General features: G+C 37.6%; 24 protein-coding genes. 19 read left to right on the top strand and 5 right to left on the bottom strand.

Going from position 1 to position 26,425, the window contains the following annotated elements; translation table 11 throughout:
• Positions 1-5: 5 nt before the first annotated feature.
• The 3 genes from AC4PGZ_RS06490 to AC4PGZ_RS06480 all read left to right on the top strand — a co-directional run bounded on the left by AC4PGZ_RS06490 (position 6) and on the right by AC4PGZ_RS06480 (position 5,106).
• Positions 6-1,388: a uridine kinase family protein gene (locus tag AC4PGZ_RS06490; RefSeq protein ID WP_492160251.1), complete on the top strand. Its 1,383-nt coding sequence runs from the start codon at positions 6-8 to the stop codon at positions 1,386-1,388.
• A 212-nt stretch (positions 1,389-1,600) separates the two neighbouring features.
• Entirely contained in the window at positions 1,601-2,956 is a 1,356-nt protein-coding gene (locus tag AC4PGZ_RS06485) for an extracellular solute-binding protein (protein WP_492157824.1), read from the top strand.
• A gap of 14 nt (positions 2,957-2,970) precedes the next feature.
• A complete protein-coding gene (locus AC4PGZ_RS06480) occupies positions 2,971-5,106 on the top strand; it encodes a diguanylate cyclase domain-containing protein (RefSeq protein ID WP_492157823.1) in 2,136 nt (711 codons plus the stop codon).
• 199 nt (positions 5,107-5,305) lie between these two features.
• Here the strand turns inward: AC4PGZ_RS06480 and AC4PGZ_RS06475 are convergent, their stop codons facing one another.
• Entirely contained in the window at positions 5,306-7,042 is a 1,737-nt protein-coding gene (locus AC4PGZ_RS06475) for an IS1182 family transposase (RefSeq protein WP_492157822.1), read from the bottom strand.
• 144 nt (positions 7,043-7,186) lie between these two features.
• Positions 7,187-7,552, bottom strand: a complete 366-nt coding sequence (locus tag AC4PGZ_RS06470; protein WP_492157821.1) for a NifB/NifX family molybdenum-iron cluster-binding protein — start codon at positions 7,550-7,552, stop codon at positions 7,187-7,189.
• Positions 7,553-7,895: 343 nt separating this feature from the next.
• Here AC4PGZ_RS06470 and AC4PGZ_RS06465 point away from each other — a divergent pair, with 343 nt between their 5' ends.
• From AC4PGZ_RS06465 to AC4PGZ_RS06430, 8 genes are all read left to right on the top strand, one after another.
• Entirely contained in the window at positions 7,896-8,888 is a 993-nt protein-coding gene (locus tag AC4PGZ_RS06465) for an ABC transporter permease (RefSeq protein ID WP_492157820.1), read from the top strand.
• The gene (locus AC4PGZ_RS06460) at positions 8,881-9,693 is read left to right on the top strand and encodes an ABC transporter permease (RefSeq protein WP_492157819.1); all 813 of its coding nucleotides are present in this window, start codon (positions 8,881-8,883) and stop codon (positions 9,691-9,693) included. The genes AC4PGZ_RS06465 and AC4PGZ_RS06460 overlap by 8 nt, the downstream gene beginning before the upstream one ends.
• Positions 9,694-9,713: 20 nt before the next feature.
• Positions 9,714-11,294 carry an ABC transporter substrate-binding protein gene (locus AC4PGZ_RS06455; protein ID WP_492157818.1) on the top strand — a complete coding sequence of 527 codons (1,581 nt, stop codon included), beginning with the start codon at positions 9,714-9,716 and terminating at the stop codon, positions 11,292-11,294.
• 9 nt (positions 11,295-11,303) lie between these two features.
• Positions 11,304-12,800, top strand: coding sequence for an ATP-binding cassette domain-containing protein (locus tag AC4PGZ_RS06450; protein ID WP_492157817.1), 1,497 nt, complete (start codon positions 11,304-11,306; stop codon positions 12,798-12,800).
• Positions 12,797-13,714, top strand: coding sequence for an EamA family transporter (locus tag AC4PGZ_RS06445; protein WP_492157816.1), 918 nt, complete (start codon positions 12,797-12,799; stop codon positions 13,712-13,714). The genes AC4PGZ_RS06450 and AC4PGZ_RS06445 overlap by 4 nt, the downstream gene beginning before the upstream one ends.
• An 82-nt stretch (positions 13,715-13,796) precedes the next feature.
• Positions 13,797-14,162 (top strand): arsenate reductase family protein, encoded by a 366-nt coding sequence (locus tag AC4PGZ_RS06440; protein ID WP_492157815.1) that lies wholly within the window; start codon positions 13,797-13,799, stop codon positions 14,160-14,162.
• Between the two features lie 29 nt (positions 14,163-14,191).
• The gene (locus AC4PGZ_RS06435) at positions 14,192-15,151 is read left to right on the top strand and encodes a DUF4349 domain-containing protein (RefSeq protein ID WP_492157814.1); all 960 of its coding nucleotides are present in this window, start codon (positions 14,192-14,194) and stop codon (positions 15,149-15,151) included.
• A 218-nt stretch (positions 15,152-15,369) separates the two neighbouring features.
• Positions 15,370-15,792 carry a hypothetical protein gene (locus AC4PGZ_RS06430; RefSeq protein ID WP_492157813.1) on the top strand — a complete coding sequence of 141 codons (423 nt, stop codon included), beginning with the start codon at positions 15,370-15,372 and terminating at the stop codon, positions 15,790-15,792.
• A gap of 109 nt (positions 15,793-15,901) precedes the next feature.
• Here the strand turns inward: AC4PGZ_RS06430 and AC4PGZ_RS06425 are convergent, their stop codons facing one another.
• Together AC4PGZ_RS06425 and AC4PGZ_RS06420 are read right to left on the bottom strand one after the other, a co-directional pair.
• On the bottom strand, positions 15,902-16,147 hold the full coding sequence (locus AC4PGZ_RS06425; protein WP_323386845.1) for a (2Fe-2S)-binding protein: 246 nt from the start codon (positions 16,145-16,147) through the stop codon (positions 15,902-15,904).
• 37 nt (positions 16,148-16,184) lie between these two features.
• A complete protein-coding gene (locus tag AC4PGZ_RS06420; protein WP_492157812.1) occupies positions 16,185-17,219 on the bottom strand; it encodes an IS1595 family transposase in 1,035 nt (344 codons plus the stop codon).
• A 457-nt stretch (positions 17,220-17,676) separates the two neighbouring features.
• Between AC4PGZ_RS06420 and AC4PGZ_RS06415 the strand changes: the two genes are divergently transcribed.
• The 7 genes from AC4PGZ_RS06415 to AC4PGZ_RS06385 all read left to right on the top strand — a co-directional run bounded on the left by AC4PGZ_RS06415 (position 17,677) and on the right by AC4PGZ_RS06385 (position 24,972).
• Complete coding sequence (locus AC4PGZ_RS06415) at positions 17,677-18,999, top strand: IS1380 family transposase (protein WP_492160232.1); 1,323 nt, start codon at positions 17,677-17,679, stop codon at positions 18,997-18,999.
• 237 nt (positions 19,000-19,236) lie between these two features.
• The gene (locus AC4PGZ_RS06410; protein ID WP_492160231.1) at positions 19,237-20,790 is read left to right on the top strand and encodes a GGDEF domain-containing protein; all 1,554 of its coding nucleotides are present in this window, start codon (positions 19,237-19,239) and stop codon (positions 20,788-20,790) included.
• A 21-nt stretch (positions 20,791-20,811) separates the two neighbouring features.
• Positions 20,812-21,141 (top strand): tRNA-binding protein, encoded by a 330-nt coding sequence (locus AC4PGZ_RS06405; protein ID WP_492160230.1) that lies wholly within the window; start codon positions 20,812-20,814, stop codon positions 21,139-21,141.
• Between the two features lie 333 nt (positions 21,142-21,474).
• Complete coding sequence (locus AC4PGZ_RS06400) at positions 21,475-22,551, top strand: ornithine cyclodeaminase family domain (RefSeq protein WP_492160229.1); 1,077 nt, start codon at positions 21,475-21,477, stop codon at positions 22,549-22,551.
• Positions 22,552-22,596: 45 nt separating this feature from the next.
• Positions 22,597-23,691, top strand: a complete 1,095-nt coding sequence (locus AC4PGZ_RS06395) for a putative NPN-dependent ornithine cyclodeaminase (protein WP_492160228.1) — start codon at positions 22,597-22,599, stop codon at positions 23,689-23,691.
• A gap of 130 nt (positions 23,692-23,821) precedes the next feature.
• Complete coding sequence (locus AC4PGZ_RS06390) at positions 23,822-24,364, top strand: hypothetical protein (protein WP_492160227.1); 543 nt, start codon at positions 23,822-23,824, stop codon at positions 24,362-24,364.
• A 149-nt stretch (positions 24,365-24,513) separates the two neighbouring features.
• Positions 24,514-24,972: a rhodanese-like domain-containing protein gene (locus AC4PGZ_RS06385; RefSeq protein ID WP_492160226.1), complete on the top strand. Its 459-nt coding sequence runs from the start codon at positions 24,514-24,516 to the stop codon at positions 24,970-24,972.
• Positions 24,973-25,033: 61 nt separating this feature from the next.
• On the opposite strand, the gene AC4PGZ_RS06380 is transcribed toward AC4PGZ_RS06385, so the two are convergent.
• A complete protein-coding gene (locus tag AC4PGZ_RS06380) occupies positions 25,034-25,798 on the bottom strand; it encodes an SDR family NAD(P)-dependent oxidoreductase (protein ID WP_492160225.1) in 765 nt (254 codons plus the stop codon).
• Between the two features lie 173 nt (positions 25,799-25,971).
• On the opposite strand from AC4PGZ_RS06380, the gene AC4PGZ_RS06375 reads away from it, so the two are divergent.
• A complete protein-coding gene (locus tag AC4PGZ_RS06375) occupies positions 25,972-26,418 on the top strand; it encodes a GNAT family N-acetyltransferase (protein WP_492160224.1) in 447 nt (148 codons plus the stop codon).
• Positions 26,419-26,425 lie beyond the last annotated feature (7 nt).

Here is a 26,425-nt window from a genome sequence, read left to right as displayed (position 1 = left end):
TATTGATGGTAGAAACTCATCTTCACAACAGCAGGCAGACGATAAAGCTTGGTCTCATAATAGTAGTAAAGCAGCTTTTTCCGCAGGAACAGCTCAAGATTGCATATTCCATTCAGGAAGGGGTTTTCTGCAGGCTCGTAGACTCTGTGCTGTCTGTAAGAGAGGTAGTACAGATTGATTCAAGGCTAAGGTTTTGGCTTTCTCAGGAACAGAAAATTATTTTTCTTGGACACGAGGGAGGGTATTATAATTACAGAGTAGAAGATGACTACGTAAAGATGCTATATCCCTGCGAAGCCTCAACAATGCTCATAGAACCTTTTTCTATAATGCCATATGCAGAAGGGTTTATTGTTGATTTCGGAGATGCAAGCAGAGGGGTTGATGTGCCGCTCATACCACCGGACAAGCTAGCAGCGACTTATGACAAGACTCACAAATGGCTACTAAATATCAAAATAGAAACGCTTGAAGATGTAAACCGATATATAAGAAGCGGAGAAAGCACAAAGCTTCTTGGTATCGCTGAGGCGCTTCATGAAAAAGAGATAGCGGATATATCGGATACGATTCTGCAGCAAAAGCGGGCTCTGAGAGTACTTGTAATTGCAGGACCATCTTCTTCGGGCAAAACATCATTCGCAGAAAGGCTATCGACGCAGCTGCGTGTAAATGGCCTCAAACCAGTGCCTCTTTCTCTCGACAATTATTTTGTTAACAGAGATAAAACTCCACTTGATGTTTATGGAAAGTATGATTTTGATTCTCTTGATGCCCTGGATCTCGATTTTCTTCAAAGGCAGATTTATGACCTGGTTGAAGGCAAAATGGTAGACACACCGATTTTTGATTTCATTACCGGAAAGCGCATTGAAAAGACAAATCCTGTGCAGATAGGGCCGGATGAGATTCTCATACTCGAAGGCATTCATGCACTTAATCCGGTACTGTACCCGCATATAAACAGGAATATGATGTTCAAGATATATATCCATGCAATATATGGACTTAATATCGATCTTCTCAACAGGATACCGGCATCAGAAATAAGGATGATGAGAAGGCTGGTGAGGGATGAGAGCTTTAGAGGGAAGAATCCTGAGGAAACTCTTGATCAGTGGGCAAGCGTAAGACTTGGAGAATACAACAACATATTTAAATTTCAGGAAGAAGCCGACGTCATGTTCAACTCAAGCCTTATATATGAGCTCAATGCGCTCAGGCCTTTTGCTGAGGAATCTCTTAAGAAAATAAAGGCAGACAGTCCATATGCTGACACAAAGAACCGTTTGCTTAACCTCCTTTCATTCTGTGAGCCTATGGATATTGAAAAAGTGCCGTTTAATTCCATATTGAGAGAATTTATAGGAGGAAGTCTGTATTTTTAAGAATAAGGACATGATTTTCGGATATTCTGAGAAAAATCTGACAAATCATGTCCTGATTATAGTATAATAATGCATATATTATTTTTATCTAATCATATTTTTGCAGTTTACTTATTTAAGGAGATCATACGACTAATTTCTACAAAAAGAGCATTGTTTTATTACTGGTTCTGATTTTGATGCTGACAGGCTGCGAAAGCGTAAGTGGAAATATGAATCCATTGGATCCGGATGATCCTGTAACGGTTACAATATGGCATTATTACAATGGACACATAAAAGACAATTTTGATGAACTTATATCTGAATTTAATGAAACAAAAGGGATGGAGCTTGGAATAGTAGCCGATGCAAAAAGCCTGGGAGATGTAGGACAGCTTGCTGATGCTGTTTATGACTCTGCGAGCGCTGCAATTGGATCCGAAGAGATGCCTGATATTTTTGCGGCTTACCCGGACAATGCAATTAGGGTGCATAAGCTAACGGGGCTCGTTGACATGGAGTCGTATTTCTCTGAATCTGAAATAAAGGAATACAGGAGTGAATTTTTAAGAGAAGGCATGTTTCTGAATGAAGAAAAGCACTACATAATTCCAGTAGCCAAGTCATCTGAAAATCTTTTTGTAAACAAGAACCAGTGGGAAGCTTTTTCCTCAAAAAATGGCTATACAGATGAAAATCTAAACACCTGGGAAGGTATAATCGACGTAGCAGAAAAATATAATCAGGAAACAGGCAGCGGATTTTTAGGGGTAGACGCAGTTGCAAATTATATGCTGGTCTCATGCATGCAGCTTGGTACGGAAATATTTACATATAATGATGATGGCACAGCGAATTTCAATTTTGACGAGGATGTCGCTCGAAAAATATGGGATTATTATTATGTGCCTTATCTGAAGGGATATTTTATAAAGACCGGAAGATTCAGCTCTGACGATGCAAAAACAGGAAAGGTGATTGCATATACGGGATCTACCGCAGGAGCCGCATATTTTCCAACAGAGGTAACCTTCAGCCAGGACAATGTAGTTGAAATAGAGCCACTGGTACTGCCATATCCTCATTTCAAGGATGGTATTCCTGTTGCAATGCAGCAGGGAGCGGGAATGTGTATAACAAAAAGTGACTATGAGCATGAATATGCTTCGGCAGAATTTCTCAAATGGTTCACAGATGAAAGCAACAATCTCAGATTTGCAGTATCTACTGGATATTTTCCTGTAAAAAATGAAGTTCTTAATGAATCAAGCATGATAAATGCAATGGAGGATGCTGACATATCAAATCCAGCAATAAAATCCTCGATTGTCACTACAAACAGGATGTTCAGCGATTACAGTTTTTACAGCAACATACCTTTTGATGGGAGCTTTGAAATCAGAAATCTGCTTGAATCAAGCCTGAATGAGAAAATCAACAGAGACCTTGAGGTGATTGATATAAAAACATCAGAAGGAAGTGACAGGAATGAGCTTATTTTTGAACATACCAGCCAGGAGGAATTTGAAAAATGGTATGATAATATTGTCAGTGAAGCGGAGGCCATCTTAAGCAGATATAAATAACGAAAGGCTATGATATGTTTTTAAACAACTACAAAGACGGTAGAAACAGTAAAATAAGATCAATAGTGTACAAGCTCACGGCTTTTGCTACGGCAGTAATTATTCTTCAGACATTCTTTTTTACAGACAGCCTTGTGATCGGCGGAGTTTTAAAAGAATCAAAAAGCAATGCGTTGAACAGTTTTGATGAAATGGTAAAGAGCCGTAAGAGCTATCTTGAAAGAGATATGAAGAATAGGTGGACAAATCTTGGTCCATTTGCAGAGCAGATATCCGAGAAGGTATCGGGTGAGCACGATTCGAGTGAAGCTTTGCTTTCGGATGTATCATTAATACTAGTTGACATGTTAAGAAGTACTCAGGCAACCGGAGCATATCTTATTTTGAAAGATGAAACAGAAAGCGGCAGAAAACCGGCCTTATATCTGAGAGATTATGATCCGCTAAGCAACAATTACAGCAATGACGACATATATACCGTGATAGGACCATCTGAAATCTCGGGAAGTCTAAAAATTCCGCTTGATCAGACCTGGAAATATGACTATGAGGAGACAGATCAGAATCGTGATTTTTTCTTCAGGCCATATTCAAAGGCACATCTTTCAAAGAATGCAGGTTTGCTGGGGTATTGGAGCACGCCTTTCAGGTTGTCACCGGATGATCTTGAAATTATTACATATTCAATGCCGTTGTTTGATAAGGACAAGAATCTTAGAGGCATAATAGGGATAGAGATAACTCTGAATTATTTTGTTCAGCTTCTGCCTGCTACGGATCTTCAGCCAAAGGATTCTCTGGGATACATGGTCGCATATAGAAATGATGAAACGAAAGAGCTGAACCCGGTCATATCTATTGGTGCGCTTCAAAAACGTATAATCGACGTTGAGTCTGTACTTCAATTTGAAGAAGTGGATAAATATAAAGATATATTTATACTTAAAAATCATGATTATAAAAAAGATGTATATGCAAGTGTGAACAAAATAGGACTTTATCCTAATAATACCCCCTTTGAATCAGAAGAATGGTATCTTATAGGATTCATTAAAGAAGATTATCTTTTCAAGTATTATAACAGTATACAGGGAATAATTATTTTTTCTTTTGTAAGCTCTCTTATTCTTGGAATACTTGGAAGTCTTTATTTCAGTATGAGATTCTCAAAGCCTATAGTAAGCCTTGCTGACAAGGTAAGAATAAGCGAGGGTAATAAAAAGCTGAATCTTGATTCTACGGGCCTCAGGGAGGTTGATGAGCTTGCAGAGGCAATGGAATCAGCAAAAGATAAGATGTTAAAGTCTGCATCGAGGCTTACCCGGATAATTTCAATGCTGGATGTTCCTATCGCAGCTTTTGAGATTGGAATCTCAGATAATGAGGTGTTTGTAACTGACAATTTCTACTCAATCATGGATATGCCACAAGATGACATTAGCAGTAAAATTGAAAAAGATGATTTTCAGCTCATGCTGGATTCGGTATTTACATGTGAATATCCTGATGAAAAGGGAATATATAAAATCAGGGGAAATCCTCAGAAATGGATAAAGCTCAGTATATCAAAAAATGAGGATACAGTTATAGGCGTTATACAGGATGTTACAAATGAAATGACTGAAAAAATAAAAATACAGAATGAAAGAGACCTTGATCCTCTTACAAAGCTGTATAACAGAAGAGCCTTTCAGAATATAATTGAGCAGAAGCACAGAGACGGAAATCTTAAAGTTGCAGCATTGATGATGTTTGACCTTGACAATCTGAAGCTCATAAACGACAGCTATGGCCATAAATGGGGAGACATATATATCGTAGAGTCGGTCAGCAGATTAAGGATGCTTGCAGGCAATGAAAATCTAATTCTGGGAAGAAGATCGGGAGATGAGTTTGAAGCTTTTTTATCAGGATACAGTAGCAGAGAAGAAGTAATAAATGACATAGAAAAATTTTATCAATACCTTGATAAGACACCTCTTGAGTTTCCAGGAGGAGATATACGCAGAATATGCATGTCTGGAGGGCTTGTCTGGATAGAGGAGAGCGAGCTTGACTACGATGAAATGATGCATAGGGCTGACAATGCACTCTATAAAGCAAAGACTTTTAATAAAGGGAGCTATGAAGTAATAAATATGAAGGTTTGATGCCTTAAAAAAATGGGGCTGTCGGAGAATGAAGTTTTTTGACCCATAAGCTCTAATAATTAAAAATCCCAGATTATTCAACATCTACAAGAATGTAGAGAATCGAATAATCTGGGATTTTTTTGTTTAATTCAATATTTATTGTATGGCAAAAAAAGCCATGTGATATTTGCTCATGACTTATAAAAATCCGATAGGATTAAGCTATTTTTGCTTCATATGTCTTAATTATTTCTTTTGAGAAGCGATAATACTTATTTAAATTTCTGCCTATAGCATACAAAAAGAACTCTTTATGTACTTTTTCAGATGTCCGGTGATTAAATCTTCTAAAATTATCATTTTCTTTGATGTCTCCAAAATGACCTTCGGTCTGAATGGAACGTATCTGACGATACAAGATACCTTTTTCACTTTGTACATTATTATTGGACTCTGTCTTTAAGGTTTCCCAAAGCAGATTTATCTTCATAACTTTGTTTTTGTGGATATCTTTTTCTTCGTTGTATTTATACAAACAGTGTGGCTTAAACTCGCATCCGCTACAATCTTTGCAAGCGTAGACTTCGAAATTACTTCTGTAACCATTATGGTTTCTGTATTCAGAGCGTTCATATTGAAGTTTCCGTCCATCTTTACATATGAAATGAACACCGTTTTCTGTAATTATTTTTTCCATATTATAAAACTTGCCGGGATCGTTCTTGTACGCCCTGGTTTTCATCTTTTCATGCATTTGAAGTTTTATGTATGAATCTATGTTATTGTTTTTAAGGTAAACTAAGTTAGCTTCACTGGAATAACCACTATCGGCTGTTACTTCCTGCGGAAATTTTTTAAGATACTTTTTATGTTTTTCAAGTACAGGAATAAGTGTATTATAGTCCGTTCTGTCATTGCTGATGTAAGTATGGATAATAAAATAGTTTTCAACTGCAATTTGAACGTTGTATGCTGGTTTCAACTGTCCATTTTGCATATGATCATCTTTCATACGCATAAAGGTTGCTTCTATATCTGTTTTTGAATAACTATTTCTATCAGTTCCCATAAGCTTGAAATGTTCTTTATATTTCAATAGTCTTGTTGAAGCTTCTTCAATTGCCTCATAGAGTTTTTGCAGCTCGCTTTTTTTATTTCTCTTTCCATGAACAAAGAGAATTTTTTCTGCGTCAGCAATGCGACTTAAGTTTGCTTGAAGCTCAATTAATTTCAATGGACATATATTCCCAATTTCAATGATTGAGTTGTTTGAAATCTTTTCCAGATTTAATGATTTTCGCTTTCTATTTCTAGCAATAATATCCTTAACTTTATCAATTCCTTCCACAACAAACATGGTTTCTAAAGGTAAGTTATAGGCTTTGTGATAATTTTGAGATTCCAGAAACTGATTATATCTTAGGTACAGCCTATCAACCGTATCCAGAAGACCTGCTAAATGATAATTTACAGTTCCTCTCCATACAAATGTATATCTATTTGCATTTGCTTCAATTTTAGTGCCGTCTATAAATAGGGTTTTTAAAGTAACGAGTCCCTTCTTTTCTAATATTCGTATGAACTGGTAATGAAGATCTTCGAGTATTTCCTTTGTTAATTTTTCATTTAAGAAAGCATAGAAAGTATCTCTTTGAGGCTTTTCGCCTTTTGTCAGCCAAATAAAGGCTATATCTCTTTCGCAAAGTTCTACAATGCGGTCAACAGCTCTAATTCCTCTCATATTTGCGTAAAGCAATACTGCAAATAACATAATAGGGTTATAGCCTTTTCTTCCCTTGTTTGAGTATCTAGCCAGCAAGCTAGAAAAATCGAAATCCTCCAATATATTTATTAGGGTATAGACTGGATCGTCAGCAGATAAACCTAAATTGTAAAAATTAAAATTAATAACCTGTTGTCCTTTTTCAAAAAATTGGTTATAATATTGTTTCATGAGTAGTTATATTTTATAATATAACGGAAAGAGATGGCAATATTATTTTGTCATCTTTTTTTTTGCATTAAAAAAAGCGAACTAGTCGCTTTTTTCTTTGGGGGTTATTTCCCGACAGCCCCATTAAGATTGAATACTATCTCATCAGTGATTGCATGTATGTCCGTGATCATGCGATGCGCATGAATCACCTGAATCTTTAAGGCTGCCGTCAAGCCACTGTGAAGCTACGGTCTCAATATCTCCTGAGCATCCTCTGATTACCTGGATTCCATTATTTCTGAGAACGTTAAGCGCGCCCTCTCCCATATTTCCAGCAAGCATGAGTGTTACTCCGCTCCCGGCAAGCTTGGAGGCTATGTTCGATTTGCATCCGCAGCCCTGAGGGGACTCGATGATCTCTCTTTCAATTATCTCCTTATTTTCGTTTACTGTGATTACGGTAAAGTACTCACAGTGGCCAAAGTGGTCGTCTATCATGTTTTTTCTTGATGGAAGTGCTATTTTCATATTTTCTCCTTTTAACCTGATATATCAGAATTCTGTATTAACAATATTCTACACAAATAAGTGGCATATGTCAATAAATGAAATTTAGTAAAGACTGAGATTGCAATGCATGATAAAATATGCTAAAATTAAAAAAGGTTCAGCTCAGAAGAGCTGTTTATTTTCAGAAGAAAAACCAGCATAAACAATTTATAAGGAAATTTTTATTTATAGATATAGATTCAGATAATTACATATGCTTATAATTTATGTTAAGAAGACATGAACGAATAAAGAGACAGCAGAGCTGTCTTTTGATTTCGTTTTTTTTTGATGAAAAATGCAAATGAAGATGGAGTTATATATGAATAATTACAGATATATTTTAAAGAAAGCCGCTCAACTTATCATTACGCTCTTTGTACTCTCAGTGCTAATATTTATCATTTCGAGACTTGCCCCAGGTGACCCTCTGAGATCGTATTTTGGTGAGGCGGTCGAAAGGATGTCTCCGGATCAGCTTGATACAGCCAGAGCGAGCCTTGGCCTCAATGACAATATGGCAGCTCAGTATATGAGATGGCTTGCAAATGCGTTTAAAGGAGATTTTGGAATTTCATATAAATACAGGCAGGATGTTTTGGCGGTTATCGGAAGTGTCTGCATTAACACGGCATTACTTACATTTTCAAGCTTAGTGCTTATATTTCTGCTTTCCTGCGCTCTGGCTGTACTATGTGTAATGAAAGAAGGTTCGATTATAGACGCTCTTATAAGCAAAGCAGGAGTAGCTACGGGAAGCATACCGGTATTTTTTGTTGCACTACTCCTGATAATGATATTTTCAGTGAATCTTGGTATGCTGCCGTCAAGTGGTGCCTATTCATACTCGGGATCCGGGACCATCTCAGACAGGATCTCGTATCTTGTCCTGCCTGTATCATCAATCATAATAACACATCTATGGTACTGCACTCATATGATAAAAAGCAAGCTATCTGATGAGATACGCAAAGAATATGTACTTTTGTGCAAGGTGAAGGGCTTATCCGAAACAAGGATTATTCTGCTTCACTGCATGAAAAATATCATGCCGGCAATTGTAAGCATGATGGCAGTGTTTCTTCCTCATCTAATAGGAGGCACCTATGTTGTGGAGATGGTTTTTTCCTATCCGGGACTTGGAAGACTGGGGTTTGAAAGCGCACTTTATCATGATTACAACATGCTTATGGTAATAAGCCTCATAACAGGATTTTTCGTTACTCTCTGTAGCATGGCAGCACAGATAATAAACGAAAAGCTTGATCCACGAATGCTTCACGAAGAGAATTGCGGAGGTGGATGGTTTGAATAAAAAAGCTCCGCTGATATCAGCTGCAATTCTTCTTATAATAATTTCGGGATGCGCTTTTTCAGACCTTTTTATTCCATATGATCCTCAGGGTATCAATCTTTCGGAAATAAACATAGCGCCAGGGAAAAAACATATTTTCGGGACGGATACACTCGGAAGAGACGTTTTTTCGATGATATGGCATGGAGGAAGAAAATCTCTTTTCATTGGATTTTTTGCGACTGCAGTATCTACAGTGATAGCTGTGATATATGGATGCATATCAGGACTGGTCAGGGAAAAGGCTGACGATGTCCTGATGCGGATTACCGATATTCTTATGAGTATACCCCAGGTACTTATGGTCATATTCGTGCAGGCAGTTTTTGGAGAACCGGATATAATATCCATTTCCATGGTAATCGCGCTTACGGGCTGGATGAATATTTCCAAGATGGTGCGAACCGAGGTCAGGCAGGTCAGAAATTCAGACTATGTTCTGGCTGCAAGAACTATGGGTGGAAGCTTTTTCTATATACTTTGGAATCATTTAAGGCCAAATTTTACTTCGGCCATAATGTTCATGTCAGTTAGCAATATCGCAGGAGCAATATCAATGGAGGCCACCTTGAGCTTTCTGGGTATTGGACTTCCGACAAGCGAGATTTCATGGGGAACTCTGATGTCCCTCTCGCAGAAAGCGATGCTCTCAGGAAACTGGTGGATACTCGTGATACCAGGATTTTTTCTCATTTCAACTATAATAGCTGTTACAGAGGTTGGAGAATATCTGAAAAACAGAAGCAGGAATGAATCATATTTATAATAAGGAAGAGGTTATTTACTATGAATAAGCAGTTTATAAAAAAAACAGATATGTTCAGAAAAAAGGCAACCCTGATAATGATAATTATATTATTCTTTTCTGCTGTTGGGGGCTGTACATCAAAAGAAGAAGAATCGATGCAGAATACTCTTGTTTACGGAAGCACAGATTACACTGCAATAAATCCGGCCCTTTTTGAACACGGGGAGATAAATTCTCTCCTGTTTCTGGGACTGACTGCGCATGATGCAGATAACAATGTAGTTCCCGCAGCCGCAGAGAGCTGGAGCTATGATAAAAACGATATCTCATATCATTTCAAGCTGAGAGAGGGACTTACATTTCACGATGGAGAATTACTTACATCATCAGATGTTAAATTTACCGTTGAATCAATAATGAATCCGGACAACAATTCAGAAAATGCATCAAACTTTGAAGACGTTAAAAGTGTAGATATAATAGACGACTATAATCTTGTAATAAAGCTGAAAGCTCCAAATGTGGCAATTCTGGATTATCTTACGATTGGAATACTGCCAGAACATCTGCTTTCAGGTGAGCCTCTTTCAGATAATGAGTTCAATCAGAGCCCGGTAGGAGCTGGTCCTTACATGATGACTTCATGGGATTTTGGGCAGAGCATAACGCTTGAAAGTTTTGATGACTTTTATCTTGGTTCTCCGAAAATAGAGAGAATAATATTCAAGATCGTAGATGATTCAGATGCGAGGGCATTGCAGCTCAAGAGTGGAGAAATAGATCTTGCCCAGGTTGCTCCAAAATCCATGAATATATTTGAAGGTAATGACGGGTATACCGTTTACAAGATGGATACTTCAGATTACAGAGGGATCATGTACAATTTCAACAGTGATTTTTTTGCAAAGCACAGAGAACTTCCTTCGATACTGAGCTACGCAATTGACAGGCAGGCGATAGTGGACAGCGTGCTTCTTGGAAATGGTGAAGCAGCATATTCGCCTCTCCAGAAAACAGAGTTCAATAACCCGGATATGAAGAAGCCTGAATATGATCCTGATATGGCGGTAAAACTTCTTCAGGAGAATGGATGGGTCAGAGGTGAGGATGGATATTTCTATAAGGATAACGAGCAGCTTGCTTTTGAAATAAACAATGGGCAGGCGGATCAGGTAAGGATAGATATTTCAAATATTTGCGCCAAGTATCTTAAGGACATCGGAGTTAATGCGACGGTAAAGATAACTGCAGAGACAGACTGGGAAAAGCAGGATGCATACCTTATAGGATGGGGAAGTCCTTTTGATCCGGATGATCATACCTATAAGGTTTTTGGAACTGGAAAGGGAGCGAATTACAGCTATTATTCAAATGAGAAAATCGATGATATCCTAAAATCAGCAAGAGAGACTGATGATAAGCCGCAAAGAATAAAGTTGTATAATGAATTTCAGGATGAATTCGCCGCAGATCCTCCTTACACATTGATTGCATATATCGATTCTATATATGTTGCTAAGAACAATATCAATGGTATAACAGAAAATACTTTGCTCGGACATCATGGAGTAGGTATATTCTGGAATGTCTATGATTGGGAAATTCAGCAGATTGATTAAGGAGAGCTAATGAAGAACATATTATCTGTAAATGATATAACTGTAGCTTTCAATAATGCGGACGGAGAAATAACAGCGCTCGACAAAGTGAGTCTTGATATAAAGCAGGGAGAAATCGTAGCAGTCGTTGGAGAATCGGGATGCGGAAAGACAGTGCTGTGCAAAACCATACTTCGGATACTTTGCAGCAGAGGTACTGTAAAAGGTGGAGAGATATTTCTTGATGGCTGCAACCTGCTTGATTTAACTGAAAAAGAGATGAGAGGAGTGCGTGGCAGAGACATTTCCATGATATTTCAGAATCCGCTGACTTCTCTCAATCCCTCGATATCAGTAGGAAAACAGATAGCCGAAGTTATGAGGACACACACTAGAATTACCAGAACTGAAGCTGTTGAAAGAACATTGAGACTAATGGAGGAAGTTGGACTCAGTGATGCTGGAGAGAGGTATGATCAGATGCCACACCATTTTTCTGGAGGAATGAGACAGAGAATAGCGATTGCAATAGCACTTGCTGCAAGTCCAAAACTTATCCTGGCTGATGAACCTACTACTTTTTTGGACTCAGAGATCCAGGAACAGATTCTTGATCTGATAAAGAATTATTCCAGAAAAAACGGAATCTCAGTTATATTCATCACTCATGATCTGAGCATTGTGGAAAATCTGGCTGATCGGGTAATAATAATGAAAGCGGCAAAGGTGGTTGAAACCGGAACAACGGAACATATATTCAGCAGACCTGTCCATGAATATACCAGGCAGCTTATAAATTATGCAAATTATGGGAAGCGAAGCAGCCACTTCCATGGAAGACCTGACCGTGACCCTGAAATGAAAAATGAAAAGCTTATTCAGATAAACAAACTGACCAAATCCTTTAAATTGGGAAGGAAAAAGAAAAACAGAGTACTGATGGACTTTGACATGAATATATACAGGGGAGAAATTTTGGGTATTTCAGGACCGTCAGGGTGCGGAAAATCAACCCTTGCGAGATGCATCATGGGAATATATGATATAGATGATGGAAGTATAACATACAATCCGGAAAAAGATAAAGCTGATGTCAGATGGATGCAGATGATTTTTCAGGATTCGTTTTCATCGCTTAATCCGGGAATGACCATAGAAAAGATAATAGGGGAAGCGATACGAATAAGAGATGGAAAATTTCCCGAAAGAGAATTAATATTAAGACTTATGGACGAAGTTGAACTTGAAAGGGAATTGATTGACAGGTATCCATATGAAATATCTGGAGGTCAGAGGCAGAGAGCGGCTATTGCGAGGGCAATATCTACAAATCCGGAGTTCATTGTCGCGGACGAACCCATATCATCTCTTGACGTCTCAATTCAGGCGCAGATAATTCATTTATTTAAGAGGCTCAATAGTGAGAGAGAGATAACCATGATGATAATCTCGCATGATCTGCCAATGATGATGCATATCTGTGACAGGCTTATTTCACTTCCATATTTAAAAGGAGAAAAATCATGATATATCTTATATTTGCAATTTTGTGCAGCTCTGCAATAGCCCTTCTGTTTAAATACAGTGAGAGGATAGGTGCAAAGATTTACACCGTGACTTGTTCAAATTATCTCATAGCATTTTTAACCAGTATAATCATGATAATATACAAACAGAATTACGATGTGACTAAAGGAGATCTTTCATTTATCTCAGAATTTTCAAGGGCGATTTCATCTGCAGATTATATTATGTCACCATACTCAAGCATCATTTTCGGTCTTATATTAGGTCCGGTAGCGGGTATTTTCTTTTTTTCATCCTTTATTTACTATCAGAAGAGCGTAAAAGTAAACGGTGTGAGTCTTTCGGGAACATTTTCAAAATTGGGTGTTCTTGTGCCGATGATTCTTTCTATAGTACTGTGGAACGAGATTCCAACGCTGATTCAGGCAGCTGGGATCGCGGTCACTGTTGTTGCTATCATAATAGTTAACCGGTCAAGTGACAAAGAATCAGAATTAAGCGTAAACAGGAGCCTTATGGCGCTCTTTTTTCTCGGGGGAATGGTAGAATTCTCTAATAAGATATATCAGAAATATGCCATGATTGAATATAAGGAAGTTTTTCTTTTCATGGTATTTGTCAGTGCTTTCATAATAAGTCTGGGATTTCTGATCAGAGAAAAAACCAGGATTGAACTGAGAGACGTTGCTGTAGGCTTTGCAGTAGGAATACCAAATCTGTTTACTTCATACTTCCTTATAATGGCCTTAGATACAATAAAAGCCTCTGTAGCATTTCCTGTCTTCAGTGCAGGTACCATACTTATAATAACTGCAGCAGGTTCTGTAATATTCAGGGAACAGATAGCACCAAAAAACAGAATTGCTATAGTGCTTGTCATTACGGCAATAATTCTTATGAATATGCAGCTTTAATAATTCTTTATGCCTGTTTAAGGGTATCAATGAATTGCAGGGAACATAAAACCAAAATCAAATGAGGAAATCGGAGGTCATAATGAAAAATCTACTTATATGCTATCCAAAATGCTCAACATGCAGGAAGGCTGTTGCATGGCTTGAAGAAAGCGGGATTGAATTTGATTACAGAGATATAAAGCTTGAAAATCCAGATGCTCAGGAGCTGAAAAAATACCATGAGATGAGCCGTCTTCCACTAAAGAAATTCTTCAATACGAGCGGGATGATATACAGAGAATCAGGACTAAAGGACAGGATAAAAGAAATGAGTGACGAAGAGATGTATGAACTGCTTTCAACGGATGGTATGCTTGTAAAAAGGCCAATCCTTGTTACCGGTGAATGTGTTCTGGTCGGATTTAAAGAAAATGAATGGAAAGAAGCTTTGCTCATAAATAAATGATATTCTGATACTTCGGGGGAGGAATGAATATGAAGAATCCGTTATCCAGATTTATTACCGTTATTATTATGACACTGCTGCTCATGTCTGGATGCGGCAGCGACAGATCAGCTGTAACTGAGCAGTCTTCAGAGCCATCTTATTCTGGAGCTTCTGATTCTGCAGAAATGACAGGTGATGGATCTGAAAACAAGGATGGGATTGATGCAGACGGTGGAAATGAAATCACAGATAACAGGAAGCTAATACGAAGGGCTAGCCTTACAATAGAATCTACGGAATTTCAGAAGAGCATCAATCACATCAACGGGCTCGTATCAGCTCACGGAGGATACATTCAGAATTCCCAGATATCCGGAAACCGGTATGGTTCGCAGGATAATAGGAGCGCATATATAGTAGTCAGGATACCTGATACAAAGCTGTCTTTGTTTTTAGACGGGGCTGAGGATCTGGGTAATATTATAAGCCGCTCAGAGAGCACAGAGGATGTCACTGCCCAGTACACAGATACTCAGGCAAAACTTACTTCTTTAAAGACAGAGTTCGACAGGCTGCTTGTGCTCATAGACAGAGCAGAAAAGCTAGAAGACATAATCAGGCTTGAAGAAAGGCTCTCACAAGTGAGATATCAGATGGACTCCGTAACCGCACAGCTTAAGATGCTGGAGAATGAGGTCGATTTTTCGACTGTAAGTCTGGAAATATATGAAGTCAGGCTGTTTACATCATCTGAGGAAAATGACATATTGCAGAGAATCAAGACAGGATTCATGGAATCTATATTAAGTCTCTCAAGTATGATTCAGAATCTGATCGTAGCTGTGATATCTAACATTCCATACATTTTTGTCGCAGGAATCATTGCTGTACCGGCATTATATTTATTTAGAAGAGTCAGCACCAGCATACCGGTTAAAAAGCTGAAAAAGCATGGAAAGTCAGATGGAAATAATAAATCATCAGAGAATAACAATGATCAGAAATAAAGAACAGGATATGAAACACTGCGAATCGGAACCACGCCGAACCGCAGTGTTTTTTTCAGAATAATTTATAAAAGCAAATAAAATTATAAATATTCAGAAAAGGCTTGATTTTTTAAAAAAAATGAACTATAATGAATATTAGTATGTACAAAGGAGGTTTAAGCAGATATAGGAGTATTAACAGTATAATTACTTATTTAGTCAGGAGGAGAGAAGTTATGAGAAAAGAAGCATTACTTGGAATTAGCCCAACTAACAGAGGATGGTATAATAACATCAAGGGCAACAATGCAAACAGGATTAATTATTTCACAAATGGCTGGGAACCAAAAAACCTTGAAGAGAGAAGTGTACTGCATCTTGGTGAGATGAAAAAAATCTATGCATCAGGGGAGTATGTGGAAACAATAAAAGATACGATCGAGAATGTATTCAATAAAGATGAACCAAGCTGGATGGTTAATGGGCTTGAATCTGATTCGAGCGACGAGAGGGAATTCCTCAAGATGCTGAGCAAAGTTACGGGTCAGAATCTGACACTTAACTCTATTATAACTTGCATAGTAATAGATAACGTTAAGTACCACAATAAGCCAGTTGCTTCACCAAAAATAATAAATAATTCGATAACATATATTTAGATATATCCTAATTTAATTAGGCTGTGTCACAATTAATAGTTGATATTTCATAAAAATGAACCAAGCAGGGTATACTTGGTTCATTTTTTCCGTTTAAGAGGCTAAACCTTTATTTGTGCTTATCGAATACGTAAACAATATCTGGATAGCAGCAAGTCCCCTTAGGGTTATTTACCGCGCAGTTGCTATTCTTCATAGCACCGGTCCTGTTAATCACTTCCTGGACACTTTTAGCGCCATCTTGGATAGCATTAATGATGTCCTGCTCCGTCACATGATTGCAATAGCAGACGTATTCTCCAATTACAACTTCTTCTTTCTCGGTTGATGTACAACCACAACAACAGCCAGACATATACGCACACCTCCTTGGTGTTTTGATAATAGTAATTCTATGCCAATGGGACTGGTGACCTTCTTGACAACAGGGCGCATTTGACCGTTACCCTTGTAGTCAAGGCAACCTTAATGATTCGATCAACTCGTTCCCGAAGAGTGCCGTAACTTGAATTGATCCAGTTATTCCATAGCAAATAATTGTTGAGATATTTCGTCGCAACTCCCTTGAAAATCCGGATAAAAGCCTTCAGCTTGCTGTGATATGCGTTGATGTGCTGAATATGATAAATGCCCTTCTTGGATTTGCCTGTCTTCAGTTGGACGAGCTCGATGCCATTGCTATTTGCAAATCGCACGTAGGAATTCATTTTATCTGTGCAGAACACTGATTTATCAATGATCTTCCCGTCATATATTTTGTGAAGATCTTTGGTTCTAACTCTCCCTAATGTAGCTATCTTAGATAGTGAGTTCCCTGTCCGATCTATTGCACAAGGAACACAAACCTGCTCCTTAGATATTCCTCTGGTGCTGATAGCTTTGCCGCGTTTATGGGCCGTCCTTGGCATTTTGAAGGTTGAACTATGCTTATGGTTGCCCTTGAAAGACAAGGGAAAGAAGGTTTCATCTGCTTCGATAATTCCTCTGAGGTTTGTTTGGTTTGCCACCTTTTGAAGGGCGTCAAGAATTTTATGCCTCCAGATGAAGGCAGTATTTCTGTGAATTCCGCATATTTCAGCCGTCTTTCGAATTGGCAGTTTGTTAATCATGCACTCCATGTACAGCTTCCAGACTTTCAATTCCTTTCGGGTTCCAGAAGCTATAGAGTTTGTAGCAGCCAAGAAAGACTTGTCGCAATCTCTACACTTGTAGCGTTGACGGCCATCACTTCGATGACCATTCCTCACGATATGACCTAAGCAACCACAATGAGGGCATACAAGACCACCGGAAAACCGGTCCTCACTGACCAATTTTTCAATGCTTGGTGCAGCAATACTGTTTTCCATTAGTTTAGCCCGCAGCTCATCTTTTTCGAAGGGTGTAAGCCCCTCTACCAATAGAAGAATATCTTCGATAGTTGCCATAACTTGGCCCATCCTTTCGAGAGAGTGTTAAGTAAATTGTATCACACTCTCCGGATTTTGCAATATTACTAATTTATCAACTATTAATTGTGACACAGCCTTTAATTAAAATAAATGTGTTTTTATTTTCTTAATTTTGTAATATAATATCAGTATGGAAATATACGAATTATCCGAATAATATACTTATGGATTCGAGGAGGAATGTACACGTAATTTGAAAAAGTTAATGCGACTTGTGACAGTCACGCTTATATTACTTATCCTGAATTATTCATATCTTTTTTATATAAGTGCGGAGCGCCGCACAATATAACAATTATAGCCATTTAGTCTTGTCACTTCATAAGTGATAAAATTTATTTTATATTTTAATCAAAAGCATAGAAAAAGAACCTTAATCTTGTTATTATAGTTAGTGACAAAACAAACAAAAATATCAAGAGGAAGGTTCCCTATGAATAGTTTAAACGATATGGCACTAAATTTCAATAACAGAATCAAATTTAATTTCAATGGAGGCGATCTTACATCAGATTCCGGACTAATTTTACTACGCGAATTTGATGAAAAACTAGGATTTTCTTCACTTATAAAGAACTCTTTTAAAACAACTGATACAGCAAAATACAGATTTCATTGTGATGCAGACAATCTGCTTCAAAAGATGTATATGTCTATCGCCTCATATTTTGCTGATTCTACTTCTGATGAATTGAGGCTGGATCCACTGTTTAATCATATCTTTGCTAAGAAATTAGCATCACAACCAACCTTGTCAAGATTCTTTTCCAGAATGGATAAAAATACGATTAAACAATTGGATGAGATCAACATGAATATGAGAAAAAGAATATATTCAGTCGAAAAACCAAAGCACATTCTACTTGATGTTGATTCAACAAATTTTAAAACATTTGGCAAACAGGAAGAATCCAGTTTCAATTTTCATTACAAATCCAATGGATATCATCCTCTTTTAGCTTTTGATGGCCTTACTGGGGATTTATTGAAAGCGGAGCTTCGCCCAGGTTCAATATATACATCAAATGGAATCGAACAATTCATAAGACCGCTCATAAAAGAGTTCAGTGAGCTTGAGCCGGATACCCACCTATCACTAAGGGGCGATAGCGGATTTGCAAAACCAAAATTATATGAACTTCTTGAAGAAAATTCAGTTTCTTATGCAATAAGACTTAAAGCAAATGCAAGTCTATATAGTCTTGCTGCTGGCGCAGTCCAGGAACTAACTGATATTTGTACATCTAATATTCTTGATTACAAGGTTGTTTATGATGAATTTTACTACCAAGCTAACAGCTGGGATGTTCCCCGCAGGGTTGTAGTGAAAGTTGAAAAACCTTCCAATCAGATGGTATTCATTCACTCGTTTATTGTAACAAACATGGAACTTTCTCCAATGCAAGTACTTATGTTTTACTGCAACCGCGGTAAAATGGAGAACTACATCAAAGAATTTAAAAATGGATTCAGATTTGATCGAATGAGTAGCAATAGCTTTCTTACCAATCAAAATAAACTACAGATACATGTCATCACTTATAATCTGTTTAACTGGTTTCGAAGACTTGTTTTAAGCAAAGAATTCAGGAAACTTCAAATAGATACAATACGTATTAAAATGTTCAAAGTTGCTGCCAAAGTCGTCAGAGGCGGCGGTTATATAAAATTCAAACTCTGCAGTTATTTTCAATACAAGAAAGAATTTATGCAGACTTTGGATAATATTTATGCTTTAAATCCAAAATTGGAATGAAGCTAATGTACCTTGACAGCTAAAATTTGGATTTTCAACAACCAAGGAAGAAGTGTATCCATTTTCAGGAATAAAGCTACGCTTTTTTTATGAAATCCGAAAGATTAGTTGTTTAATGTTAATTGGATGATTTAAAAATCAATTTTAAATCATCATGAATAATTCAGGCTTATTATATGCATACCTGCAGAGGCACTGGGAAAAAACAACAGACTTACTGAATCAGCTATTACAGATATGTACATAAAAGCAGTAGATTTTACTCTCGCAGGAAATCTAAAGGATGGCGAAGCTTATTTTGAAGATGCTTATTCAAATCTTAAGAAAGGAGCTAACCCTGAACTTGAGATGAAGCTATTAAGAAGGCTGCTTGAATATGACGATTTCAATGAGTCTTTCCTTAAGCTCATCGAGCATGGGGAATCGCTTGAAAAGCTTGCAATTCAGGAAAATGACCCGTTTTATATGACAATCGCTTATGCAGGCATTGCCAAGGCTTATTTTTATCTCACTGAAGATTATAAAGTAAACGAAATTCTGGATAAGGCGGTAGGTTCTGCCATTACAGATGAAACCAGATGGATTAGAGGCTATGCGGCTGCCTTGAGGGGCGATATGGAAGCAGATTACCGGAATTATGACAGAGCATCAGAGCTGTATGAAGATTCATTAACGGATCTCAGGTACGAGCCTGCGGACAATCTTATTCTTCAGCATTATGTTACATATAGAGCCAAACACATAAAAAACATGGCTGAATCAGAACAAATAACAGGAGCGGAGGCACTTAATCTGTTTTCCGATTTTAAACCTGAAGCAGAAGCTGCAGATACTAGAATACTCATGAAAATCCAGACTATGCAGTATGATGGTGAAATAAGCACGATGGCTGGAAATTATAATGAGGCAATAAATAGCTTTGATGAAGCCGAAAAAAGGCTGAGCCTGGTAGTTGACACGTCGAGAGGTTCCTTAAGTGATTATGAGAAATATTTAAAGAAGATGAAAGCAGAAGCGGCATATAAGAGTAAAGATTACAAGATGGCTGCAGATCTTTATTATTATCTTGCGAATGCTCAATATTCAATTACATCACAAGAGTACAGTGAAGATATAAAGCTATTCAGGGAACTGGAGGAAAAAGAAAATCTGGACCAGATAGAGTTGCTTGAGAGCCTTGATGCAGAAAGGCAGCAAAAGCTGAGACAGCAGGAATTTTTCATAGCACTGCTTTCTATAATGCTTCTTATGATAGCGGGTATCGGGATTACGCTTATAAAAAATTTCAAGCATACGGAATGCCTTAAAAACAGGCTTTATATTGAATCAGTAACTGATGATCTCACGCAGATATATAACAGAAGAAAGATAATAGATATACTGCAGGAAAGTCTTGATTCAAAAGGTGTTGTAGCATTGCTTGACATTGATTATTTCAAGATGATTAATGACACTTATGGTCATTCTGCAGGAGACAGGGTTTTGGTTGAGGTATCAAGTATAATAAAGAGTACCTTGCGAAGCTGTGATAATGTTGGCAGATATGGGGGAGAGGAATTTCTTATAATAATCAGGGATGTGAGCCTGGAACAGGGTATAATAATATGTGAACGAATCAGAGAGACAATAGAGAACCATGAATGGAGCATTGACGGACTGAGGACCAGCGTCAGCATAGGACTGTCAGAGATTACAGGCAATCATACAGACAGCATAGTAAATAAGGCGGATGAGTTGCTATATAAGTGCAAAAGTAATGGACGTAATCAGCTTGCATATGAAAATTTATAATTAAATGACTTGGAGGAAAATATGACTACATTTGACGATTTTTTGAAAATTGATATCAGGGCAGGAGAGATTATCAAAGCAGAGATTTTTGAAAAAGCTCGAAAACCTGCATACAAGCTTTGGGTTGATTTTGGAGACGAAATAGGAGTAAAGAGATCCAGCGCTCAGATTACAGAATGTTATGAACTGGAAGACCTTGTCGGAAGACAGGTTCTTGGTGTGGTAAACTTTCCGCCAAGGCAGATTGCTGATTTCATATCAGAGGTGCTTGTACTGGGTGTTTATTCTCAGGAGGGAGTAGTACTGATTCAGCCGGAGAGGGCTGTAAAAAAGGGAGACAAACTAGGATAAAGAGATGAGACGGGTGTTATTTCACCTGTCTTTTTTATTACAAAAATATAATCAAAGCCAGTTATATCATTGTTTTCTGAAGATTACAAATTTGTGTATATTAATTAAATTTTTAAAACTAATTCAACAATTTTTGATTTTTTTGTAGATATTTGAAAAATATGATGTTATAATAATAACTATGTTTCGTTATAAATATATAAAATCGAAACTGAAAACACAGAAAACTTTAAAATAAACACAAATCAAAAGTTATTAAAATAACTATCTTTTCAGAAAATTTCTGGAAAATAATTATTATATTTATAAATTGAATTATTGAGGAGGAAACTCATGTCTTTCGTATTACCAAAATTCACACCACCAGATTTTAGTTCTGAGATATTTAAAAATTCAAGAGAAATCAGACTTGGAGAAGTTACAAAAAACGGAGTGGCTCCATCAGGTTTTTATCTGACAAGCCATATGCCGGCATACTACAATCATAAAAATTGCTGGATAATTCCAAAGCGTAATTCACAAAATTGCGTAGCAGTTCTGGAATCTGATGAAATAGTAGTTAAAGAGCTGAACAATCTTGTAGTTGGCGATAAAGTCGTATTAGGAAAAGATGCTTCGGTGGAAAATGGAATATATGTTCATAAAGATGGGTTTGATAAAAGTGTCGTATCAGAGCCGGGCAGATTTGTCGAAAGTTCATTCACAAATGACTATGATTATCTGATTGAACTTATGCGCCATGAAAAGGAAAACGGCGGGCATATTCTATGGGTTCTGGGACCTTCAGTAGTATTTGACTACTACACAAGAATAGGGCTTTCCGAGCTTGCAGAAAATGGATATGTTCAGGGACTTCTTGCGGGAAATGCCATGGCAACACATGATTTAGAGGCTGGATATCTTGATACTGCACTTGGACAGAATATATATACTCAGGAGTCAATGCCTATGGGACATTACAATCACCTTGATCTTCTCAATGAGGTAAGGCGTTCAGGCTCTATAAGAGATTTCATAAAAGAAGGAAATGTAAAGGACGGATTTATAAAGACTCTCGACAAGCTGGATATTCCATATGTACTTGTAGGATCTATAAGAGATGACGGACCTTTGCCTGAGGTGTATACAAACATTCCAGATGGTCTCAATGCAATGAAAGAGCAGACCGACAAGGCTACTTTAATAATAGGGATGGCAACAATGCTTCATTCTGTGTCTGCTGCAGAGCTTGCTTCCAGCTACAGTGTCAATGAGGATGGCAGCATAGTGCCGGTTTTCATGTACAGTGTAGATGTAACTGAAAACGTAGTTAACAAGGTTATGGCGGCAAGAGAATATATAGCAGTCAGACCAATTGTGACAAATGTTCAGGATTTTGTTGTTAATGTTCAAAGAGGACTTATTAAATAGATTTAAAGCGGATAATCCACTTTTATATAAAGCAGGAGTAGAAATATGAAATTTGAAATGCCAAAATATAAAGCACCAGATTTTAATACAGATTTTTTTATAAATGCACCGGATGTAAAATTAGTCGAAGTAGAAAAAGAAGGAGTCTCGCCAGAGAACTACCATGCCCTTTCAGTTTTTCCTGAATACTTTAAAGTTAACGGAAAATGGATTCTTGCAACAAAAAGCAGAATGGACTCAGCGTGCGTTGTAAATGATGAGCCAGGAAATGAAAGCCTCAGGGTAGTAGAGCTCAGAAATCTTAAAAAAGGCGACAAAGTTGCAGTGGGTAGAAAAGAAGACGGAAGCGAAGGCATATTCATGTATGCACACGGATTCAATGCCAGCCTCAAATGCTCTGATACATTTGCATTCAGATGCGGAAGATCCAGAGAGACTGCATTTTCTGTTGACTACGACAGGCTTTATGACATACTGAGAAACGAGAAGAAAAACAACGGCTACGTGACATGGGTACTCGGAACTGCAATAAGCCTTGACCGTGGAACAAGATCAGCGCTCGAAAAGCTCATAAGAGACGGGTATGTGGATGCTATACTTTGCGGAACAAGTCTGGCAGCCTTTGACCTTGAGTGTGCAGTATGTGACACTGTATGGGGTCAGGAAGTTTTTGTCAAAGAACAGACTACGATGAGCAATTATTATGAGACCATAAATATGGTAAGAGAAGCTGGTTCGATTGAAGAATTCATAAAGACAGGAAAAGCTAAGGACGGGATAATAAAAGCCTGTGTAGAATGCGGAGTTCCATTTGTTCTTTCGGGTACGATAAGAGATCGATTTACACTTCCTGGCACATACAATGATGTAAGGCAGGCACAGGATGCAATGAGAGTACATGCAAAGAAGACATCTACGATAATAATGGTTTCAACTGCGCTGTTCACGATTGCAACTGGTAATATGACTCCTTCATACAATGAGTTTGATGGAATCGTAAGACCGGTATATATGTATACTGTTGACATCCAGGAGTTCGCAGTAAACAAGCTTGCGGACAGAGGAACTCTGACTGCGACGTCTGTAGTCACGAATACTCAGGATTTTGTAAAACATATAGGAAGAGCGCTTGCCAATTAGAAGTATCTCAGAGCTGAAAACCAAGGTTTTCAGCTCTTTTTAATACATATTCAAGTAATATTACGTATTTATGGGTAAATATGATGTAATTAAATTTTGAAGCATTTATATTTTTGAAGGAGGAGAGGCTATGTCAGTAATGAATATAAATAATACAGGATCAGTGAGAAGAACAGAACGCCCTGAATATGTTAAGGTAAAGAATGCTGACATTAAAGCAAGAGACAGAACAGAGCAGGACAAGATCGATATTGACTCACTTAAGATGAGTCTTGAAGAACAGAAGCTTAGCATAAGAAATATGGTAAAGGATCTGGTTGAAAAGCAGGGATTCAAGTTCAATTCATCTACACTCCGATTTTCAGATGGTGAGATTTACAATGAAAATCCAGATAAGATAAAGATAGACAAGGCGACATCACTGAAAGCGCAGGCTGAAATTTCTGATGAAGGGTTCTGGGGAGTAAAAAAGACAAGTGAGAGAATCGTAGACTTTGCAAAAAGAATAAGCGGCGGAGATTCATCAAAGATAGAGATATTGAAGGATGCAATCAGAGATGGACTTGAAGCAGCAAAAGAGCTGATGGGAGGGAAATTGCCAGAGATATCAAATCAGACCTATGAGGCAGTCATGAAATCACTTGACGAATGGAAGTCAAGTGATGATAAGTGATAATGTATAGAAATTTCTTATAATATCGATTGATAAAATCTTTAAATGATTCATTGAAAAAATACTCTCTTTTATTGACTCATAAGCTGTTTTGGCTTATACTGTTCAAAGTATCAAAATTAGAATTACAAAAAAAAGGAGAGTTTTAAATGAAAAAATTGACATTTATTTCAGCGCTTGTAGTTTCTTTAATTCTTGTATTCACAGGATGCTCATCAAATTCAGGAGAATCTCAGGCTACAGATTCATCTGCGGAAAGAACATTTAATTACTATACTGCAGAGCAGACAAAGGATGCAATTGAAAATGCTGAAGATGTGATACTTCTTGATATCCAGGTAGAGGAAGAGTGGGAAGCTCATCACATAAAAGGTGCAATACCGACACATGCTTATCCTGTTAAGACGGATGAAGAAAAAGCTAAACTTGATGTTGTAATTGATGACCTTCAGGGAGACCAACCTATAATAGTTATATGTCCTGGTGGGGCTGGTGGCGCAACCAGAACTATTGAATACCTTGAGACAAAAGGAATAGCTCCGGAGAGACTTTTTATTCTTGAAAATGGACAGAGCAAATGGCCATATGAAGATCTTCTGGAAAAATAAGCAATATAGTTTTAAAACCTGCTGATTTGAAAATCAGCAGGTTTTTTAGAATGCGAGTTTTTTAGAATGCAGTCCATCCTGCATCGGCAGCAAGGCACTGACCATTTATAAGGCTTGATTCATCAGATGCAAGGAAAACCGCGATCTCAGCTATTTCAGCAGGACTGCCACTTCTTGGATTTCCACCAATGTTTGCCATTATAATGTTCATGCCATCCTGATTTACATGCTTCATGTATTCTCCGGAGCCGATATCGGTTTCGATAGCTCCCGGACAGATTGCATTGCATCTTATGTTTTTCTTTGCATACATATATCCTGTGTTTTTTGTAAGGCCAACAAGCGCATGCTTTGAAGCAGTATATACTGCACCGGCTCTTGCTCCGTACAGACCTCCTATTGAAGCTATGTTGACAATTACTCCTTTTCCTTCCTTAAGGAATATGTTTACAGCTTTTCTGCTTGTGTAGAAAGGAGCGAATACATTGAGATCAAATACTTTGTTCATCATTTCATCATTTACATCGCCAACTCCGCTGAAATCATCCATAATACCTGCATTATTAACTAATATGTCAAGCTTTCCTGAATCTGAATATGCATACTCAATAAGCTTTTCTGCGTCTTCCTGATTTATCAGATTGCTGCTTACCGGAATTATCTTTCCCTCAAAGTCTTTTGTTTTCTCAGCAAGTTCTTCGAGCTTCTCAAGTCTTCTTGCTGCAGCATACACTACTGCGCCTTCTCTTGCAAAGACATATGCTATCTCTCTTCCCATACCTGAACTGGCACCTGTTACTACAGCGACTTTACCTTTAAGTTTCATAAGAGTCTCCTTTTTTTATACAGAATTTAAAATTTATATACCCTGTTTGTGTTGCACTAAACGGAAGAGTAAATTATTAGCTTAAGTATCTATAATGATTTGAGTATCTGGGTATTAAAATATAAGCAAGATAATACATATATTCAGCAGTTTTGTATGTTACAGGAGGAGCTATGGAAATTATAATAAAGAGATTCAGGGAATTGACCGCAAAAGAGCTGTATGAGATCCTCAGAGCCAGAGCGCAGGTGTTTATTATTGAACAGAGCTGCCTCTATCAGGATGTCGATGGAAAGGATTATCATGCGCACCATTTATTCATGCTTGATGATGATCGAGTGGTAGGCTATCTTCGCATACTGGACAGAGGTATATCATATGATGAGGTTTCAATAGGAAGGGTAATGGTTGATTCGCAATACAGAGGGAATGGACTTGCGGGAAATCTTATGAAAAGTGCGATTGACTTTATAGAGCATAGCATGAATGAAAGAAAAATAAGAATTTCAGCTCAGTCATATCTTACTGATTTCTATAAAAATCTGGGATTTAAGATAGAATCTGAAGAATATCTGGAGGATTTGATACCGCACATTGAAATGCTGTACTGCAAGAAATAAGGGGGAA

The organism is Proteocatella sp. QWL-06 (assembly GCF_058684135.1).
The sequence above is the reverse complement of the archived record's forward strand: the minus strand, read 5'-3'. Positions and strand labels throughout refer to the sequence as shown.